A 17,731-nucleotide genomic window follows, 5' to 3' on the forward strand; every position below is an offset into this window, starting at 1 on the left:
ATCACGTCAGAGCTCCCAGTCGTTTCTTGGCGGCGCGGGTGGTGGCAAGAAAGGCCACAAGCGCGCCCAGCGGTGGAATGGCCAGCGGCAGCAGCCAGCTGAGGCCAGAGAAACCCAAACCTGTGAGGAAGCCGCCTTCCTCGGATGCGGCGGGCAGGAAGAATATGCCCAGCATGCCGCAGATCACACCCACAGCCGCGCCAAGTAGCGCGCGCAAGGTGAAACGGCGGACAAAGGCGTGGGCGATGTAAGTATCGAGCGCACCGACCAGTCGCAGCACCTCGATCACCTGAGAATTGGCAGCAAGAGCTGCATTGGCGGCAAGGGTAATCATCGCCGCCGTGGCACCACCGATCAGCAAGATCGACACCACCGCCAGACGGCGCAGCGCGCGCGCCGCATCCACCAGGGGTTCACGCCAGCGGGTGTGGTCATCCAGCACCGCGCCCGGCACCTCGGCCTGCAGACGCAGGCGAAGCCCGGTGGCATCATAGGGGGGATTGTCGGCCAGGACCTCAACCAATTGCGGCACCGGTAGGGTGTCGAGAGGCAAATCCGCGCCGAACCAGGGTGACAGCATCGCTGCCTGTTCCTCGGACGTGATGACACGGACATTGGCCACGCCGGGGGTTTGGTTCAGAATGGTCAGCGCCGCTTCTGTCTGGGCCTGACGTTGATCGGCAGGAGCATTGATGCGCAGGGTCGCAGCGCCGGCCAACTCATCCGCCCAACGATCCGCCAAACGACCGGAGGCCACCGACAGGGCCAATGCAAACACCGTCAGAAACGCCATGGCGCCGGCCACAAACAATGTCAGTTGCGCAGTAAAGCCGCTGGGGGGCACCACCCGGTCGGCCTGGGCATCGCCAAGGATCAGGTTGCGCGCGCTCATAGATCGACCCCCGCCAAGGCCAACTGCCGGTTGGAGATCCTCAACACGCGTGCCTGCACCTGGTTCTTTGCAGCGCGGATCAGCGGCAGGTCATGGGTCGCGACCAGCACGGTTTTGCCCATATTGTTCAATTCTACCAACAGGCGCAGCAGACGTTGGGACATTTCCCAATCGACGTTACCGGTGGGTTCATCGGCGATAATCACATCCGGCGACAGGATCACCGCGCGGGCCAGCGCCGCCCGTTGGCGTTCACCGCCCGACAGTTCCGGCGGTAGCGCATGGGCGCGTTCCGACAGGCCGACCCAGTTCAACAGTTCGTGTAGGTTGGCCTCTTCTTGGGAGAGATCCTTGCCAGAGACAGTCAAGGGCAGCGCGATATTTTCGATAAGGGTCAGATGGTCCAGAAACCGACAGTCCTGATGCACCACACCAACCCGGCGACGCAGATACGCCATCTGGTCGCGGTCCAGCCCGTTCACATCCATGTTAAAGGCCCGTACACGCCCTGCGGTGGGGGCCAATGCGCCATAGCACATCTTGAGCAGCGTCGTCTTACCTGCCCCGGACGGGCCGGTCAGGAAGTAGAATGAGCCAGGCGCAAGTTGCACCGAGACATTGCTCAGCAGCTCACCCTCCCCGTAGTTATAGGCTATGTTGTCCAGCTCAATCACGGCTGCCCCCTCAATTCACGGGCCAGTTGTGCCCCAGCCGGGGGCGGGTTTCAATGGCTGGCGTCGTTCAGTTGTGTCTCTCGGGTCCCTCTGCGCCGCCTTGGCCCGCGTCTGTGGCAATTGTGTCTTTCGTGATGGCCGTGAACTGCTTATGATTTCTGGAAAATCAAAGATGGTGCGCCCGGGCTGCCGTCTGCGACAAGGAGAACCGAATGCGCCTGACATGTCCAAATTGCGGAGCCCAATATGAGGTTCCCGACGATGTCATCCCTGATGAAGGCCGGGACGTGCAATGTTCGGACTGCGGCACCACCTGGTTTCAGGCGGGTGCGGCGGGTGTTGAGGCCACGATTACTGAACCGGTTGTAGAAGTCGCGTCAGACGCGACTGAGGTGGAAGAGCAGGCACCAGAGGGTGACGATGCCTTTGACGCGCCGGATGCCGACGACAACCCACAAGAGGATTACTCCACCGCGCCAGATGAGGTTGCCGAAGAGAAGGTGGAAGAGACCTTCGAAGAGGTCGCAGCAGAAAAAGACGCCGAGGATTTCGCGCCTGAAGAAGAACCCGCCGATGACCTCGCGGAAGAAGATGAAGATCTCGAAGACGACGAACCGGAACCCGCGCCCCAGCCAGAACGCGCCAGACAGCGTGGGCTTGACACCTCGGTTGCGGATATCCTGCGGGAAGAAGCCAAACGCGAAGCGGCCCTACGTGCGGCCGAGGCAACCGGGCTGGAGACACAACCGGATCTGGGACTGGAAAGCCCCTCTCCCGATGACACGGAACAACGCGCGCAACAGACCCGCGAACGTATGGCGCGGCTGCGCGGCGAAGACCCTGACAGCCCGGAAGAGGACTATTCGGGTTCCCGCAGAGGCTTGTTGCCCGACATCGAAGAAATCAACTCATCCCTGCGCGGCGGGTACGAGGTGCCAGCCGCAGCGGCCCAGGGCCTGACCTATGACGAGGCACCACAGCGGCGGCGCAGCGGATTTTTGCGGGGCTTCACTATTGCGATCCTGATCGCGGTGGCGGCGGCCATGGTCTATCAGAATTCCGCAACCCTCGCGGTCTATGTGCCCGAAGCAGAGCCGCTGTTGCAGTCCTATGTGGATTGGGTGAATGAGACCCGCGTGTGGCTGCACACCCAGGTGGAGCAATTGGCGCAACAGCCGACCGCGCCCGAATAACCTTCCAGCTCGCCCGCTGAGGCGCGCGCTACAAACAACATCGCAGGCCGCAAGGCTGGACCGCCCTTAGAAGCGGTCGAGCAGCCGTTGCAGGTAGTTGCGCTCGCTTTCACTACGGTCTTGTTCGCCTGAGCGGCGGCGAATGTCTTCGAGCAGATCCCAGGCCCGGCGATAGGCTTGTTCGTCGCCGACATTGCCGCCTTCGCTGGCCCCACCGCCATTGCGGCCCAAGGGATCCGTACCCTCAGCCCGGTTTTGCTGGCCGTTTTCACCCGGGCTGCCGGGGGCTTTCTGTTGTTCGGCCATGGCTTCGCCAAGGGCGCGCATACCGTCGCGCAGGGCTTCCATCGCCTCGGACTGGCGATCAAGCGCTTCGGCCATGTCACCCTGACGCAGGGCGTCTTCGGCATCATCCATGGCGCGCCCTGCCCGGTCGAGCGCTTCGCGTGTGTCTTCGCCTTCGGAGGAATTGCCAAAGGGCAGACCCTCCTGCTGGCGTTGCAGCTCATCCCGCAATTGCTGTTGACGGTCCGCGAGTGATTGCCCCTGTCCCTGCCCCGTCTGCGCACCGCCTTCGGAGCCTTCGCCGGTCTGGCCCTCGCCGTCGGGCGATTGCTGGCTCGGCTCATGGCTTTGACCACGCCCCTGCCCGCCCTGGCGGCCCTCGTTCTGACCACTTTCGCCAGATTGCGCATTGGGGTTGAACTGTTCCTGCAGATCGCGGAACGCCTGATCCGAGAGGCCCTGTTGGTCGCGCAAGGTTTCAGCCAGACCTTCCATGGCCTGATCACCGGGCGAGTTGCCCTGCCCCTGTTGGCCCTGGGTGACTTGCATGTTTTCCATCACCTGCTGGAATTCACGCAAGGCCTGTTCGGCCTCGGCCATGCGGCCCTGTTCCATCAGCTCCTGGATGCGGTCCATCATCGCCTGCAGATCGTCCTGGCTGAGTTCGAGCATGTTCTCCGACTGTTGCCCGCTGTCGCGGTCGTCGCTCTCATTCTCTTGGGCCTGGCGTTGCAGCTGGCGCATATAGTCCTGCGTGGCCTCGCGCAGCTCTTGCATCAATTCGGCAATTTCCTGATCCGAAGCCCCGTCACGCATCGCCTGGCTGAGGCGATCCTTCGCGCGGCGCATCCGTTCCAGCGCATCGCCAATGTCACCATCTTCTAACGCAATGGCGAAATCCCACAGAGCGGCGGCGATCTCTTCCTGCTTCTCCTCGTCGAGCCCTGCAACCATATAGGTTTCGAGCCGACGCAAAATGGCGCGCAGACGTAAATAATCACCGGTTTCGCGGAACAGATCTTCGGGTTCATGGGTCAGCGTGCGCAGGATCTGGGAGATCCGCGGCGCATTGGCCCGCGCCCACAAAAGATCGCGGCGTTGTTCAATAATGGCGGCTGCGAGCGGGTCAAAGAAGCGCCGCGCTGCAAGGGGGGCACCAAAGCCCGCACTCTCTCCGGTCTGACCAGCGGCGTCTTCGACAAAGAACGTAAAGACCATGGGCATATTGGCCCAAGGATGCTGGGAGAAGTCATCGACCAGAAATTCGGTAAACTCGCGCCGATCCCCGGTCAGGGGCAGCGGCAAGTCCAGCTCAATCGCGGAGCGCGGGTCTGGTTCGATGGTCAGACCGTGGCGACGTTCCAACGCGAGGATATCCAGGTCGATGATCACCTGTCCGCGCTCAATTCCATAGTCATCTCTGCCCGAGAACGGCAATTGCATCAGACCTTCGACACCGACTTCCGGCTCACCAGCCACAGACACGCGCGGGGCGGTGTCAGGGACCACATTGACGGTCCAGCTGTGCCCGCCGGGTCCGCGAATTTCGATATTGCCTCCTTGGGTGATCGTAAAATTCTGTTCGGGATCTGCGGCGGACGGCAGGGTATCGGTGCGGCCCGACACGGTTTCCGCCAGCGTCAGATCACCGATTTCGCCGTAAAACCGCAAGGTCACGGTGCTGCCCTCGGCGACGCCCAAGGTCGAACCGGGCTGATCCGCAAGATAAAGCACCGGCAGACCGGTGTAGCGCGGGGGCTCCAGCCAACCTTCCCAGCTGGGACCGATCTGCGCCTGCGCGGCACCGGGGGCCATCTTTTGCAGGCTGCCCACGTGGAGGATGGATCCAAACAGCAGCGCCACAACCATCACGGTCAGCGCCATGTAGCGCAGGGCAAAGGGATCGGCTGCCGCCAAGCGCAGGTCCGGCGCGGGGGCCGTGGCCTCGGCCGCGCTGGTGGCCATACGTTTCTGGTGCAGTTTCCACAATTGGGCAGAGGCCGCGTCGCCCTGGCCAATCACCTGATCATCCAACAGCGCAGCAATAGGGCGTCCCAGCAGAGTTTTGTCCAGATGGGTCTGGGCCATTTCCCAGCTGGGCCAACGCAACCGCCGCAGTCCCCAAACTGAGGTCGCCGCCAAAAGAAGCCCCAAAAGGACGGCACCCGCCCAAAATCCTTCGATCGGCAGGAATTCCGCCGCCCCGAGCATGACGGCGGCGAGAATCACAAAAAGAACTGAGACCGCAGGCCAAAGCGCGCGCATCAGGTTTTCGCCAAAGAGGCCAAGCCGTGTCAGCCACAACTGACGGCGCAGCGGCAACAGTCGGGGATCAAGGCCAAATAGGCCGATCTGCCTGTCTTTTTGTGGCCCCTTTGGTCCACCCCAAGCCGATCCGGCGGGGCTGTTCTGGCGGTCCTTTTTGGACATTTGGCATTGCCTCCGTATGCTCCGAAGGCAAAATCGCTTCAGAGCCACTCTGGCATGGTATCGCGATTTATCATTTCGTCAAAGCTTGGCCGCTTGCGAATAACTGCGAATTGATCTCCGTTAACGAGCACCTCGGGGATCAGGGGGCGTGAATTGTATTCACTGGCCATCACCGCGCCATAGGCACCGGCACTACGAAACGCGATCAGATCCCCGGCATCCAACGGCGGCATATTGCGGCCTTTGGCAAAAGTATCACCTGATTCGCAGACCGGGCCGACGATATCATAGGGGCGCGGTTCGACCCCTGGCGTGGCTTCGACGACTGGCACGATGTCATGATGCGCCTCGTACATGGCAGGGCGGATCAGGTCATTCATGGCGCCATCAATAATTAAGAAATCACGGTCTTCTCCGGACTTCACATAGATCACCTTGGACAGCATGATGCCAGCGTTGCCGGCAATCAAACGGCCCGGCTCAATTTCGATCTCACAACCCAGGTGGCCCAATGTATCCTTGATCAACTGGCCATATTCCACCGGCAAGGGCGGCGCGTCGTTGGAGCGGGTGTAAGGAATGCCAAGGCCACCGCCCAGATCCAGACGGCGAATATTGTGGCCCTCAGCGCGCAGGGACTCGGTCAGCTCTGCGACCTTTTGATAGGCCAGCGCAAAGGGTTCCAGCTCGGTCAATTGCGAGCCGATATGGCAGTCGATCCCCACAACGTCGAGCGCAGGCAAAGAGGCTGCCAGAGCGTAGACCTCTTTCGCGCGGGAGATCGGAATGCCAAATTTGTTTTCCGACTTGCCGGTTGCGATCTTGGCATGGGTTTTGGCATCCACGTCCGGATTGACGCGAATGGTGATCGGCGCGGTTTTGCCCAATTCCTGAGCAACGCGGTTGATCTCCACCATTTCAGGCTCGGATTCGACGTTGAACTGGCGGATGCCACCGCTCAGCGCGGTGCGAATCTCTTCCTCGGTTTTGCCAACTCCGGAAAAGACGATCTTGTCACCGGGCACGCCTGCCGCCTTGGCCCGCAGGTATTCGCCCTGGCTCACCACATCCATACCGGCACCGGCATCAGCCAGCGTCTTGAGGATCGCCTGGTTGGAGGCCGCTTTCATCGCATAGCACACCAGATGTTCCGTGCCCTCCAGCGCCTCGTCAAACAGGCGGAAGTGGCGCAACAACGTCGCGGTGGAATAGATGTAACAGGGGGAGCCAACGGCGGCCGCAATCTCGGCCACCGGCACGTCTTCGGCGTAAAGCGCGCCGTCGCGGTAGAGAAAATGATCCATGAGATGGCGTTTAGGGTAAAAGGGCGGTGGGGATCAATGATTTCCGAACTGATCGACACAATTGCGATGGCTCTTGTTCGGGGATCCAAGCGCAGTAAGGGTTAGAAACGCCCCGACACGCCCACCCGCGCGCTGCCGGAAATTGTGATGCCGCTTTGGGGCGCCGGTGTCTCTACGCGGTGGGGATCCGGTCTTAGCGCCGCAGGGTGGGGTTCGCAGGCCAACAAAGGCGCGACAAGGATCAATCCCAACAGGGGGCGCAGCATGGTCCTATTCAACTCTCAATCCCCTTTTGCACCATGTGATCCCGCGCTCTGGTCAGACGGGCACAGACCACCCTGGCCTCAGGCACCCCTGCACCGCGCTGGCGCGGTGCTACGCCCAACGGGAGCGGTTTTTCTGTGGAAAACTGGCGACGGGCGGGAGCGTTCGAACCCAATAAATCAAAGCCCAACAGAGACCGAGATCGGCCCTTTGCTGACGCCCACACTGGTGCCCACGTGCACGCCGCTGCTAGAGACATTGACGCCCGCACCAAAGGTTGGGCGGATGGGTTCACCATCCGCACCACAGGAGGCCAGAACCAGAAGGGCCGCCATCAGGCAAACAATTTTGGACATTTCAACCTCCGTCTCGTTTCAATCTTCGTCTTCAGACCTGACTGACAATCTAGCCGTTCAGGATCTCTTTCCAACGGATGACTTGCGCGCGCACCTGCGCAGGCGCGGTTCCGCCATAGCTCATGCGGGAGTTGACCGAGTTTTCCACGCCCAACACTGTGAAGATATCCGCAGTAATGCCCGCATGCACGCCTTGCATGTCCGCGAGGCTCAGATCCGGCAGATCGCAGCCGCGGCTTTCGGCCATGGCCACCAGCGCGCCAGTGACGTGGTGGGCATCGCGGAAGGGCACTTTCAACACGCGCACCATCCAATCGGCCAGGTCCGTCGCAGTGGAGAATCCCGACCCCGCAGCCGCCGCCAGGGATTCGCGGTTGCCGGTCATATCCTTGACCATGCCTTCCATCGCTGCCAGCGCCAGCATCCAGTTGTCGGCGGCATCAAAGACCTGTTCCTTGTCTTCCTGCATATCCTTGGAATAGGCCAGCGGCAGACCTTTCATTACCATCATCAACGCGGTGTTCGCGCCAAAGATCCGACCCACTTTGGCGCGGATCAGCTCGGCCGCATCGGGGTTTTTCTTTTGCGGCATGATAGATGAGCCGGTGGAGAACCGGTCCGACAGGGTCACGAAACGGAACTGGGCTGAGGACCAGATCACCAATTCTTCCGCAAAGCGCGACAAGTGCATCGCACAGATCGAGGCGGTGGAGAGGAACTCCAGCGCAAAATCGCGATCCGACACCGCATCCAGCGAGTTCGCGGTTGGGCGGTCAAAGCCAAGCGCGCTTGCGGTCATTTCCCGGTCGATCGGAAAGGACGTGCCTGCCAGGGCGGCAGAACCCAGCGGGCTCTCGTTCATCCGGGCCCGCGCATCGCGCACCCGGCTCAGGTCCCGGCCAAACATTTCCACATAGGCCATCATATGGTGGCCCCAGGTCACTGGCTGCGCGGTCTGCAGATGGGTAAAGCCTGGCATCACCCAATCGGCGCCTGCCTCGGCTTGATCCACAAGCGCTGCGATCAGCGCCAGCAGGCCTTTTTCGGCGGCATCAAATTGGTCGCGCACCCAAAGTTTGAAATCGGTCGCAACCTGGTCATTGCGCGAACGGCCCGTGTGCAGACGTCCGGCGGGTTCGCCGATCAAAGCTTTCAGGCGCGCTTCCACATTCATGTGAATGTCTTCCAGCGCCGTGGAATATTCAAATTTTCCCATTTCAATCTCTGACAATACGGTGAGCAGACCTTCCCGAATGGCCTCCGCATCATTATCCGTAATAACGCCTGTGGCCGCGAGCATCGCAGCATGGGCCCTGGAACCGGCGATATCTTGTGCTGCCATCCGCTTGTCAAAACCGATCGAGGCATTAATTGCCTCCATGATCGCGTCTGGACCAGCGGCAAAGCGGCCGCCCCACATCTGGTTCGAGGTTTGATCTGTCATAGTGGAACCCTGGAGAAATTATGCGTCTGTTTCGTCACCTCACCCTTTATATGGCTCTGGCGCTCGGTGCAAATGCCGCCCTTGCCGCCGATCCTGCCACATTGGAGGCCCTGCGCGAAGACAGCCTGCGGCGACTAGTGGTTCACAGCACAGCCAAGGATGTCTCGGACAAACCGTTCAACCTGGCCGATGATGCCGGCAGTGCCACCTTGCAGGATTACAAAGGCAAAGTGGTTCTGGTGAACTTCTGGGCCACCTGGTGTGCGCCCTGCCGCAAAGAGATGCCGCAGATTTCCGAGTTACAGGAAGAATTTGGTGGCGAGGACTTCGAGGTTCTAACCATTGCCACCGGCCGTAACTCCCCCGGTGGCATCCGCAAGTTCTTTGACGAAAACGGCATCACCAACCTGCCCCGCCACCAGGACGATCGTCAGACCCTAGCGCGCGACATGGCAGTGATCGGCCTGCCCATTACCGTGCTCTTGGACCGTGACGGCAAAGAGGTCGCCCGCCTGTTGGGCGATGCTGAGTGGAATTCCGACAGCGCCAAGGCAATTGTTCAGGCGATGATCGACGCTGAATAATGCTTGCGTGGTCAGGCTATTGGCCGGGTCTTACTGGCTTTAACCGGATCACAAGCTGGGTTGTCCAGAATAATGGGATGAGAGCATGACGCAGGCGGTCATGCTCTCTTTTTCATTAATTAAAATCCTATACTTAATCACCGCTTCACTCTTTTGCAGGATCCTGTGGTTTGACGCATATTGGTCAACGTGAACCACCGGGAGCTTTTCCGTGAAGAAAAATCGCATCAAACTTGCCGATATGGCCGAAGGGGCAGACACGCCGCTCGGCTCTGCTGTGGCCAACCGGGACCGCTCCACCTTGGACATGGTGGCGGATGCGATCAAATACGACCAGACCATGCTGGCTTATCAGCCGATCATGCAGGCCCTGCCGCCCCATGGCGTCGCCTTTTACGAGGGTTATATCCGGGTGCTGGATTCCACGGGCCGGGTGATCCCGGCGCGTGAATTCATGGATGTAGTGGAAGACACCGAACTAGGGCGCGAAATGGACTGTTTGGCCCTACAACACGGGTTGCGGGCGCTCAGCAAACATCCTGAAATCCGCCTGTCGGTCAATATGTCTGCACGTTCCATCGGATATGAACGTTGGAACCAGGCATTGAAACGCTTCCTCATCAAAGACAAAACCATCGGCGAACGTCTGCTGCTGGAAATCACCGAAGCCTCAACCCAGGGCGCGCCCGAGTTGGTCTTGGACTTCATGACCCGCATGCAAGAATATGGCATCGCCTTTGCCATGGATAATTTCGGCGCGGGCAGCATGTCGATTGCCCATTTCCGCCAATTCTTTTTCGATGCGGTGAAACTGGATGGGCAATTCATTCGCAAGATTTCAGAAAACTTAGACAACCAAGCCGTTGTGCGTGCGCTTGTTGGGGTCTCCAAACAGTTCGACATGCTGACGGTGGCCGAAGCTGTCGAGACTCAGGAAGACGCTGAATTCCTGGTATCCATCGGAGTTGATTGTCTTCAGGGCTATCTGTACGGGGCGCCAACCGTGCGTGCCCCATGGGTGGAAGAGCTGAAGAATCGCAATCGCGCATAAGTTAGACTTGCAACCTCAGCGTTATCTATTTCCAAAAAGCACACGCCCTGATGTGACGGTTTCAGTTGACTTTGGACCTTCAGCTGCGACACCTTGCGAATTGCTGCAGGTGCACAAACTTGTTTATTGTGCCCAGCAAGGGAGGGGGAATGCCGGTCGCTGCGATAGCATATACAGTTTTTAACCTGTGCCCCGCTTCCGCAATATCTGGATGTCAAAGGACCAAAAGTCATGACCAACGTTGTAATTGCATCCGCTGCGCGGACCGCAGTCGGAAGCTTTGGCGGCTCGTTCGCCACCACACCTGCCCACGATCTGGGTTCTGCTGTTCTGGAAGCCGTTGTCGAACGCGCAGGTGTCGACAAAGCCGAAGTTTCGGAAACCATCCTGGGCCAGGTTTTGACAGCCGCCCAAGGCCAGAACCCCGCGCGTCAGGCGCATATCAATGCAGGCCTTCCCCAGGAGAGCGCTGCATGGGGTATCAACCAGGTCTGTGGCTCTGGTCTGCGCGCCGTAGCACTGGCCGCACAGCACATCCAGCTGGGTGATGCATCGATTGTGGCCGCCGGTGGTCAAGAGAACATGACCCTGTCGACCCACGCCGCGCATCTGCGGGCCGGGCAGAAGATGGGCGACATGAAATACATCGACACCATGATCCGCGATGGCCTGTGGGATGCATTCAACGGCTACCACATGGGGCAGACCGCAGAAAACGTCGCCGAAAAGTGGCAGATCAGCCGCGAGATGCAGGATGAATTTGCACTGGCCTCCCAAAACAAAGCGGAAGCCGCACAAAAAGCCGGTAAATTCGCGGATGAGATCGTACCCTTCATCGTGAAACACCGCAAAGGCGACATCACCGTCGATGCGGATGAATACATCCGCCACGGCGCAACCATCGAAAGCATGCAGAAACTGCGCCCTGCTTTCACCAAGGACGGCTCGGTCACTGCGGCCAACGCATCTGGCCTCAACGACGGTGCAGCCGCGGCTCTGCTGATGAGCGCGGATGAAGCCGAGAAACGCGGAATCGAGCCTTTGGCGCGAATCGTTTCCTATGCAACCGCAGGCCTGGATCCGTCGATCATGGGCGTTGGTCCGATCTATGCGTCACGCAAAGCGCTGGAGAAGGCCGGCTGGTCCGTAGACGATCTAGATCTGATTGAAGCCAACGAAGCCTTTGCCGCGCAGGCTTGTGCCGTGAACAAAGACATGGGCTGGGATCCGTCGATTGTGAACGTCAACGGTGGCGCCATCGCCATCGGCCACCCGATTGGCGCTTCTGGTTGTCGCGTTCTCAACACGTTGTTGTTTGAGATGCAGCGCCGGGATGCCAAAAAAGGTCTCGCCACATTGTGTATCGGTGGGGGTATGGGCGTCGCTTTGTGCGTTGAGCGCCCATAAATGATTAAAAAACCGTAATTTACGAGGGCACCCCTAGGGGTGCCCTTTTGTTTTGACATCGCCCCGTTACCATTGATCGTACAACATGGCCTTAGGTAAATTCAAATTCAACGTCGCAATTAGCTTGCGTGACAACGTAGAATTTTGCAATTTAATTACAAGAGCGAATACCCAAGTGGAGGAAGACTAAAAATGGCACGTATAGCACTGGTTACGGGTGGATCACGCGGCATTGGCGCAGCAATCTCCAAAACGCTGAAAGCCGAAGGTTACACCGTCGCTGCGACCTATGCCGGCAATGATGAAGCCGCAGCCGCATTTACCGAAGAAACCGGCATCAAGACCTACAAATGGAACGTAGGCGATTACGAAGACTCCAAAGCGGGTATCACACAGGTAGAAGCCGACCTGGGTGGCATCGATGTGGTTGTCGCCAATGCTGGCATCACCCGCGATGCGCCGTTCCACAAGATGACGCCAGAACAATGGCAGCAAGTGATCGACACCAATCTGACGGGTGTTTTCAACACGGTACATCCGATCTGGCCTGGCATGCGCGAACGTGGGTTTGGCCGCGTGATCGTGATCTCATCGATCAATGGCCAAAAGGGTCAATTTGGTCAGGTGAACTATGCCGCGACCAAAGCGGGTGATTTGGGCATCGTCAAATCACTGGCACTGGAAGGCGCGGCCAAAGGCATCACTGCAAATGCGATCTGTCCGGGCTATATCGCCACCGAAATGGTGATGGCGGTTCCCGAGAAGGTCCGTGACATGATCATCGGTCAGATCCCAACCGGTCGTCTGGGTGAACCGGAAGAGATCGCACGCTGTGTGGCCTTCCTGGCCGCCGACGATTCGTCGTTTATCAACGGCTCCACCATTTCTGCAAACGGTGCACAGTTCGTCGTTTAACTGCGACCGTCAGTCCCATTGGACACCCAAATAAATCAAGGGCCGCCCGGATGAGCGGCCCTTCTTGTATCCCGTAAGGACCCAGGCCTAGGCCCAGCGGGAAGCAGAGGCGCGCGTGCGCCGTTTTGGCAAACTCCACAGCATCGCCCAAAAGATCGAAAACGCCTTGGCCCGTTCGTTGTGGGCGCGCGTCATGGCCTGTGCGATATGTGTCTGCGTGGTTGCTTCGATCATCTTGGCCTCCTGTTCGGGTTAGCTTGTCTTTACTGAACCAAAGATGCATTCTTTCTGCGCAAGCGACAAACGAGACTTCTGCGGACGTCAGTTAAGTAAAACTTGGGTGAAAGATGCCAGACCGCCTGCCCCCACTGACCGCCCTGCGTGCCTTTGATGCAGCGGCGCGCCACATGTCCTTTGCCAAGGCGGCGGATGAGTTGAACGTGACGCCCGCAGCGCTGTCCTTTCAGATCAAGACGCTAGAGGAGCATCTGGGCGATAAGCTTTTTCGCCGCCTGAACCGCGCGGTTGAGCTGACGGAGGCAGGGCGCACCCTGGCCCCCGGTGCATCAGAGGGCTTCCTGCGCCTGTCCGAGGCCTGGACCGCCACGCGGCGCTTGCAAAACAACACAACCCTGACCGTGACGGCTGGGCCTGCCCTGACGGCCAAATGGCTGGCACCCCGGCTGTATGATTTCGCCCAGGCGCACCCCAATATCGATCTAAGCTTTTCAGCGACATTGCGCACCGTCGATCTGCAACGCGAGGACGTGGATGTGGCAATCCGCTTTGGCGCGGCGGACCCGGAGGGATTTTATGTGCGCCCCGTGCCCAAAGATTGGCTGACGCCGGTCATGACGCCAGAACTCGCTGAGCGGTTCACCACGCCAGAGGCGATCACCCGCGCCCCGCTTATCATCGACGAATCGCTCCATTTCCTGCCCCAGCCGCCGCGATGGCAGGATTGGTTTCGCGCTGTGGGGATTGATTTCACCCCGGACCACGGCACCCGCTTTTCTGGGGCGAACCATGTAGTGGATGCGGCCGTTGCCGGGCTGGGAGTAGCGCTGGCCAGACGCCCCATGATCATCAAGGACATTCAAGACGGGCGACTGGTTGCCCCCTTTGCCACAGCCATCGAAGTCTCAGCCTGTTTTCGGTTTATGTGCATCAATGGCAGTCAGGACCGACCAAAAATTGCAGCCTTTCGTGATTGGTTCTTTGCAGAGATAAACAAAACCGCGCATATATTTGACGGATTTGAAATTATTCCGATAGAAGAGCTCATTGATCATGACTAAATTCCGCGCGACCCTGATTGGGTTTGGCGCCATCCTGCTGTGGGCCCTGCTGGCGCTTTTGACGGTTGGCTCAGAACCTACGCCGCCACTGCTGCTGAATGCGCTGTGCTTTAGCATCGGGGGCAGTCTGGGTATGATCTGGTGTGCAGCATCCGGCAACCTAAGTAAGCTGCGCCAGGTGCCATGGCGGGTCTATGCCTTTGGCTCGGTTGCGCTATTTGCCTATCATGCGCTCTATTTTTCGGCCCTACGTCTGGCACCTGCGGCAGAGGCCGGGTTGATCGCCTATCTTTGGCCGCTGCTTATTGTGTTGTTCTCTGGCTTGCTGCCGGGGGAACATTTGCGCAGTGGCCATGTGATTGGGGCCGTTTTGGGGTTTTGCGGCGCGACCTTGATCGTCAGCGGCGGCGCGGCCGGGTTTCAGGCGCAGTATCTGCCGGGCTATGGGCTGGCCCTTCTGTGCGCGCTGACCTGGTCCAGCTATTCGGTGATCTCACGCCGTTTTGCCGCGGTGCCCACCAGCAGCGTCACAGTGTTTTGCCTGTTCTCTGCCATCGCGTCTTGGGGCCTACACCTGGCGCTAGAAGAGACCGTCTGGCCCAGCTCTGCGCTCAGCTGGGCATCTGCCATCGGATTGGGATTGGGGCCCGTGGGGCTTGCGTTTTTTGTCTGGGACATTGGCGTCAAGAAAGGCGACATCCAGATGTTGGGCACGGTGTCTTATGCCACGCCGCTGCTGTCGACGGTTGTTCTGGTGCTGTCAGGATTTGCGCTGTTCAGCTGGAATTTGGCGCTGGCGGCGGGGTTGATCACTACTGCTGCCCTCTGCGCGGCCTTTGCCAGCCGTGGGGCGAACGCGCCGGACTAGAATCACGACGCGGGGCCAACAAAAAGGGCCATCTCAGGATGACCCTAAATGCCTGTCCCAGCTAGGCATGCCCCATCGGCGCCGTCCCGCATCCTTCACGAGGCGCGGTGGCGTGTTACTCCGCCGATAGTCGTGATATTTGTTCTTTGATCTTCAGCTTCTGCTTCTTTAGGGAGGCGATTTGCAGACCATCCGTTCCCGGCGATCGCTGCGCGACCTCCACCTCATTGCTCAGGTGCTCGTGCTTCCTTTTCAGTTCATTGAGATGCGAGCTGAGGCTCATGGCAATCCTCCTGTTGAGCGTTGAATGATCCCGGTTTCTCCGGGCGATTTCAGTGGACCACAAAACCGTCACATCTGTCACGCTGCAGATGCGAGAAATTCGAGACGAATGCGGCAAATCGGCAGTTGCATGCCGATATTAGATCAAAAACCGTGAAATTTACGCATTTCGTACATCAAACACGTCACTTTGGCCAATTCAGCCCCTGCCCCTGGCGCAGAATGGCTTCGATCTCGGGGCGGTAATCGGGGTGGTCGCCGCGGTGTTCTGGATTTTCATGCAAAACCAACGGCGCGTGGAGTTTCAAATCCGCCCGCCCACCTTTGCGCGCGCGCAGCAAGATCAGCTCAGCCGCGCGGCCCACACGGGGTGTCACGGGAAGAATTTCGAGACTGCCCAATCGCCCGTCGCAAGCGCGCAGCACATCCGAGAGCCGGTCTGCGCGTTGGATCAGGTGCAAATAGCCCTTTGGCGCAAGCCTGCGACTCGCTGTGTCCAGCCACAGATCGAGCGGTGTCTGCTCGCCCAAAGCCACCGATCGCCCACCATCTTGTGCCGGGCTATGGGCGCCGGGGCGATAATAGGGCGGATTGGCGATAACGTGATCAAAGCGGATCTGGCGCAGGTCGCTGGGCAGCTCTGACAAATCAGCCTGAACCACGTTTAAATCCACGTCATTCAAAGCGCCATTTTGCCGCGCCAAATCTGCATAGGCTGGCTGCAATTCTACCCCAGTGAGTCGTATGCCCCCGGCCCGTCGCCCCAGACAGATCAACGCCTGCCCGGCCCCGCAGCCCAACTCCAATACGGATTGCCCTGCTTTTGCGGGTACCGAAGCCGCCAACAACACCGGATCGACCCCGGCACGATAGCCATTTTTGGGTTGTAGTAGCGTGACTTGCCCCCCAAGGAAGGCATCGCGGCTCAGCTGATCATCGCCAAACACGAGATCAGCGCCCCAAGGGGATTTCATTGTCGTGCATCACACGCTCTGCGCGGGCGTGATCGTCGACGCGCACCATCAGACGGCGGGGAAAAATTCCGATCCCTCCTTCGAGGACGCTCATATTTACGTCCATCTGAAAGCAGGCTATATCCTCTCCCTCAAGAAGAGCCGAAGCAAAAGCTAGGATGGTTGGATCTGTGCTGCGCAAGAGTTCTTTCATGGGGATGGATCTAAGGCCAAGGGCACGCGCTTGTCGAGCCTTGCAGACGGGAAAATGATGGATCAAGTCAACTCGCAAAAGCCGCATGAATTGCTTGCGGAACATTTGGACTCCGAAATGGTGGCGGTGAACGCGCTGATCCGGGATCGGATGGCCTCCAAACACGCGCCGCGCATTCCCGAAGTGACGGCACATCTGGTGGAAGCCGGCGGCAAACGCCTGCGCCCGATGCTGACGTTGGCAGCGGCAAAACTCTGTGGTTATTCCGGCGCGGATCACCTGAAACTGGCCGCAACGGTTGAGTTCATTCACACGGCAACCCTGCTGCATGATGATGTGGTGGATGAAAGCGGCAAGCGACGCGGGCGTCCGACGGCGAACCTGCTGTGGGACAACAAAAGCTCGGTCCTGGTTGGCGACTACCTGTTTTCCCGCAGTTTCCAGTTGATGGTCGAAACCGGATCGTTGCGGGTTCTGGACATCCTTGCCAATGCCTCGGCAACCATTGCCGAAGGTGAAGTGCTGCAGATGACCTCAGCCAGCGATTTGCGCACCGATGAAGACGTCTATTTGCAGGTCGTACGCGGCAAAACGGCGGCGCTGTTTTCGGCCGCGACAGAAGTGGGGGGCGTTATTGCCGGCGTGTCCGAGGATGCGGTGCAGGCACTGTTTGAATATGGTGACGCGCTGGGGATTGCCTTCCAAATCGCCGATGATCTGCTGGATTATCAAGGCGACAGCAAAGTAACCGGCAAGAACGTTGGCGATGATTTCCGCGAGCGCAAGCTGACCCTACCCGTCATCAAAGCCGTGGCGCAGGCTACCAATGAGGAGCGCGCGTTTTGGACGCGCACCATTGAGCGGGGCAAGCAGGAAGACGGCGACCTCGACCAAGCTTTGGCGTTGATGGCAAAGTATCAAACGCTGCAAGCAACGCGTAAGGACGCCTTGGCTTGGTCTGCCAAGGCACAGGCAGCGATGGAAAAGCTTCCAGAGCATCCCCTGCGCGAGATCCTGTCAGACCTTGCTGATTACGTGGTCGCGCGCCTCAAGTAACCCGCCTGCGGCGCGCGGGCCCCTCCCGCGCCTGTGACTTGTTTTGCCACGGCAAAACCAGCCAAACAGCCTTGGGCCGAGCGCCGTGCTAACGCACGGCGCGGTACCGCTTCCTTGAGGCGTTCGAATGTTGAACTCAGTTCCCGCAACACGCGTACGCCGCGCGTTAGCGCGGCGCTATGCCCAACGGAACGCAGTTTCCCATTGGGAAACAAGGACAGGCGGGAGTGCTATGGCCTGTAGAGGGAGTTTCGCTTGGAG

Annotated in this window: 19 protein-coding genes; 8 read left to right on the forward strand and 11 right to left on the reverse strand. The window is 59.3% G+C overall.

Annotated elements, in window-relative coordinates:
- Position 1 precedes the first annotated feature (1 nt).
- Positions 2 to 892 carry a cell division protein FtsX gene (locus tag KMP13_RS13470; protein WP_215266361.1) on the reverse strand — a complete coding sequence of 297 codons (891 nt, stop codon included), beginning with the start codon at positions 890 to 892 and terminating at the stop codon, positions 2 to 4.
- Positions 889 to 1,566, reverse strand: coding sequence for a cell division ATP-binding protein FtsE (locus tag KMP13_RS13475; protein WP_215266362.1), 678 nt, complete (start codon positions 1,564 to 1,566; stop codon positions 889 to 891). Before KMP13_RS13475 ends, KMP13_RS13470 begins: the two co-directional genes overlap by 4 nt.
- Positions 1,567 to 1,778: 212 nt before the next feature.
- Here KMP13_RS13475 and KMP13_RS13480 point away from each other — a divergent pair, with 212 nt between their 5' ends.
- Positions 1,779 to 2,759, forward strand: coding sequence for a zinc-ribbon domain-containing protein (locus tag KMP13_RS13480; RefSeq protein ID WP_215266364.1), 981 nt, complete (start codon positions 1,779 to 1,781; stop codon positions 2,757 to 2,759).
- A 66-nt stretch (positions 2,760 to 2,825) separates the two neighbouring features.
- Here KMP13_RS13480 and KMP13_RS13485 read toward each other — a convergent pair whose 3' ends face one another.
- From KMP13_RS13485 to argH, 5 genes are all read right to left on the reverse strand, one after another.
- On the reverse strand, positions 2,826 to 5,474 hold the full coding sequence (locus KMP13_RS13485) for a TIGR02302 family protein (protein ID WP_215266365.1): 2,649 nt from the start codon (positions 5,472 to 5,474) through the stop codon (positions 2,826 to 2,828).
- A 38-nt stretch (positions 5,475 to 5,512) separates the two neighbouring features.
- Positions 5,513 to 6,778, reverse strand: a complete 1,266-nt coding sequence (gene lysA, locus KMP13_RS13490; protein ID WP_215266366.1) for a diaminopimelate decarboxylase — start codon at positions 6,776 to 6,778, stop codon at positions 5,513 to 5,515.
- Positions 6,779 to 6,879: 101 nt separating this feature from the next.
- Positions 6,880 to 7,056: a hypothetical protein gene (locus KMP13_RS13495; RefSeq protein ID WP_215266403.1), complete on the reverse strand. Its 177-nt coding sequence runs from the start codon at positions 7,054 to 7,056 to the stop codon at positions 6,880 to 6,882.
- Positions 7,057 to 7,221: 165 nt separating this feature from the next.
- Positions 7,222 to 7,398, reverse strand: a complete 177-nt coding sequence (locus tag KMP13_RS13500) for a hypothetical protein (protein WP_215266367.1) — start codon at positions 7,396 to 7,398, stop codon at positions 7,222 to 7,224.
- Between the two features lie 49 nt (positions 7,399 to 7,447).
- Positions 7,448 to 8,842, reverse strand: coding sequence for an argininosuccinate lyase (argH, locus tag KMP13_RS13505; RefSeq protein ID WP_215266368.1), 1,395 nt, complete (start codon positions 8,840 to 8,842; stop codon positions 7,448 to 7,450).
- 20 nt (positions 8,843 to 8,862) lie between these two features.
- Between argH and KMP13_RS13510 the strand changes: the two genes are divergently transcribed.
- From KMP13_RS13510 to phbB, 4 genes are all read left to right on the forward strand, one after another.
- Entirely contained in the window at positions 8,863 to 9,426 is a 564-nt protein-coding gene (locus KMP13_RS13510) for a TlpA disulfide reductase family protein (protein ID WP_215266369.1), read from the forward strand.
- A 241-nt stretch (positions 9,427 to 9,667) separates the two neighbouring features.
- Complete coding sequence (locus KMP13_RS13515) at positions 9,668 to 10,477, forward strand: EAL domain-containing protein (RefSeq protein ID WP_215266399.1); 810 nt, start codon at positions 9,668 to 9,670, stop codon at positions 10,475 to 10,477.
- Between the two features lie 231 nt (positions 10,478 to 10,708).
- Positions 10,709 to 11,884 carry an acetyl-CoA C-acetyltransferase gene (locus tag KMP13_RS13520; RefSeq protein WP_215266370.1) on the forward strand — a complete coding sequence of 392 codons (1,176 nt, stop codon included), beginning with the start codon at positions 10,709 to 10,711 and terminating at the stop codon, positions 11,882 to 11,884.
- A 192-nt stretch (positions 11,885 to 12,076) separates the two neighbouring features.
- On the forward strand, positions 12,077 to 12,799 hold the full coding sequence (gene phbB, locus KMP13_RS13525) for an acetoacetyl-CoA reductase (RefSeq protein ID WP_215266371.1): 723 nt from the start codon (positions 12,077 to 12,079) through the stop codon (positions 12,797 to 12,799).
- 87 nt (positions 12,800 to 12,886) lie between these two features.
- Here the strand turns inward: phbB and KMP13_RS13530 are convergent, their stop codons facing one another.
- A complete protein-coding gene (locus KMP13_RS13530; protein ID WP_215266373.1) occupies positions 12,887 to 13,033 on the reverse strand; it encodes a hypothetical protein in 147 nt (48 codons plus the stop codon).
- Between the two features lie 113 nt (positions 13,034 to 13,146).
- Between KMP13_RS13530 and KMP13_RS13535 the strand changes: the two genes are divergently transcribed.
- The gene (locus tag KMP13_RS13535; RefSeq protein ID WP_215266374.1) at positions 13,147 to 14,097 is read left to right on the forward strand and encodes a transcriptional regulator GcvA; all 951 of its coding nucleotides are present in this window, start codon (positions 13,147 to 13,149) and stop codon (positions 14,095 to 14,097) included.
- Entirely contained in the window at positions 14,090 to 14,965 is an 876-nt protein-coding gene (yddG, locus tag KMP13_RS13540) for an aromatic amino acid exporter YddG (RefSeq protein WP_215266376.1), read from the forward strand. Before KMP13_RS13535 ends, yddG begins: the two co-directional genes overlap by 8 nt.
- 115 nt (positions 14,966 to 15,080) lie before the next feature.
- Here yddG and KMP13_RS13545 read toward each other — a convergent pair whose 3' ends face one another.
- The 3 genes from KMP13_RS13545 to KMP13_RS13555 form a co-directional block, all read right to left on the reverse strand.
- Positions 15,081 to 15,248 (reverse strand): YdcH family protein, encoded by a 168-nt coding sequence (locus tag KMP13_RS13545; RefSeq protein WP_215266378.1) that lies wholly within the window; start codon positions 15,246 to 15,248, stop codon positions 15,081 to 15,083.
- Positions 15,249 to 15,432: 184 nt separating this feature from the next.
- A complete protein-coding gene (locus KMP13_RS13550; RefSeq protein ID WP_215266379.1) occupies positions 15,433 to 16,221 on the reverse strand; it encodes a tRNA1(Val) (adenine(37)-N6)-methyltransferase in 789 nt (262 codons plus the stop codon).
- Positions 16,199 to 16,414 carry a DUF2007 domain-containing protein gene (locus KMP13_RS13555; protein ID WP_215266380.1) on the reverse strand — a complete coding sequence of 72 codons (216 nt, stop codon included), beginning with the start codon at positions 16,412 to 16,414 and terminating at the stop codon, positions 16,199 to 16,201. The genes KMP13_RS13550 and KMP13_RS13555 overlap by 23 nt, the downstream gene beginning before the upstream one ends.
- 57 nt (positions 16,415 to 16,471) lie before the next feature.
- On the opposite strand from KMP13_RS13555, the gene KMP13_RS13560 reads away from it, so the two are divergent.
- Complete coding sequence (locus KMP13_RS13560) at positions 16,472 to 17,470, forward strand: polyprenyl synthetase family protein (RefSeq protein WP_215266401.1); 999 nt, start codon at positions 16,472 to 16,474, stop codon at positions 17,468 to 17,470.
- Positions 17,471 to 17,731: the final 261 nt, after the last annotated feature.

Origin of the sequence: Epibacterium ulvae, assembly GCF_018678075.1 — a bacterium.
Classification (GTDB): domain Bacteria; phylum Pseudomonadota; class Alphaproteobacteria; order Rhodobacterales; family Rhodobacteraceae; genus Epibacterium; species Epibacterium ulvae_A.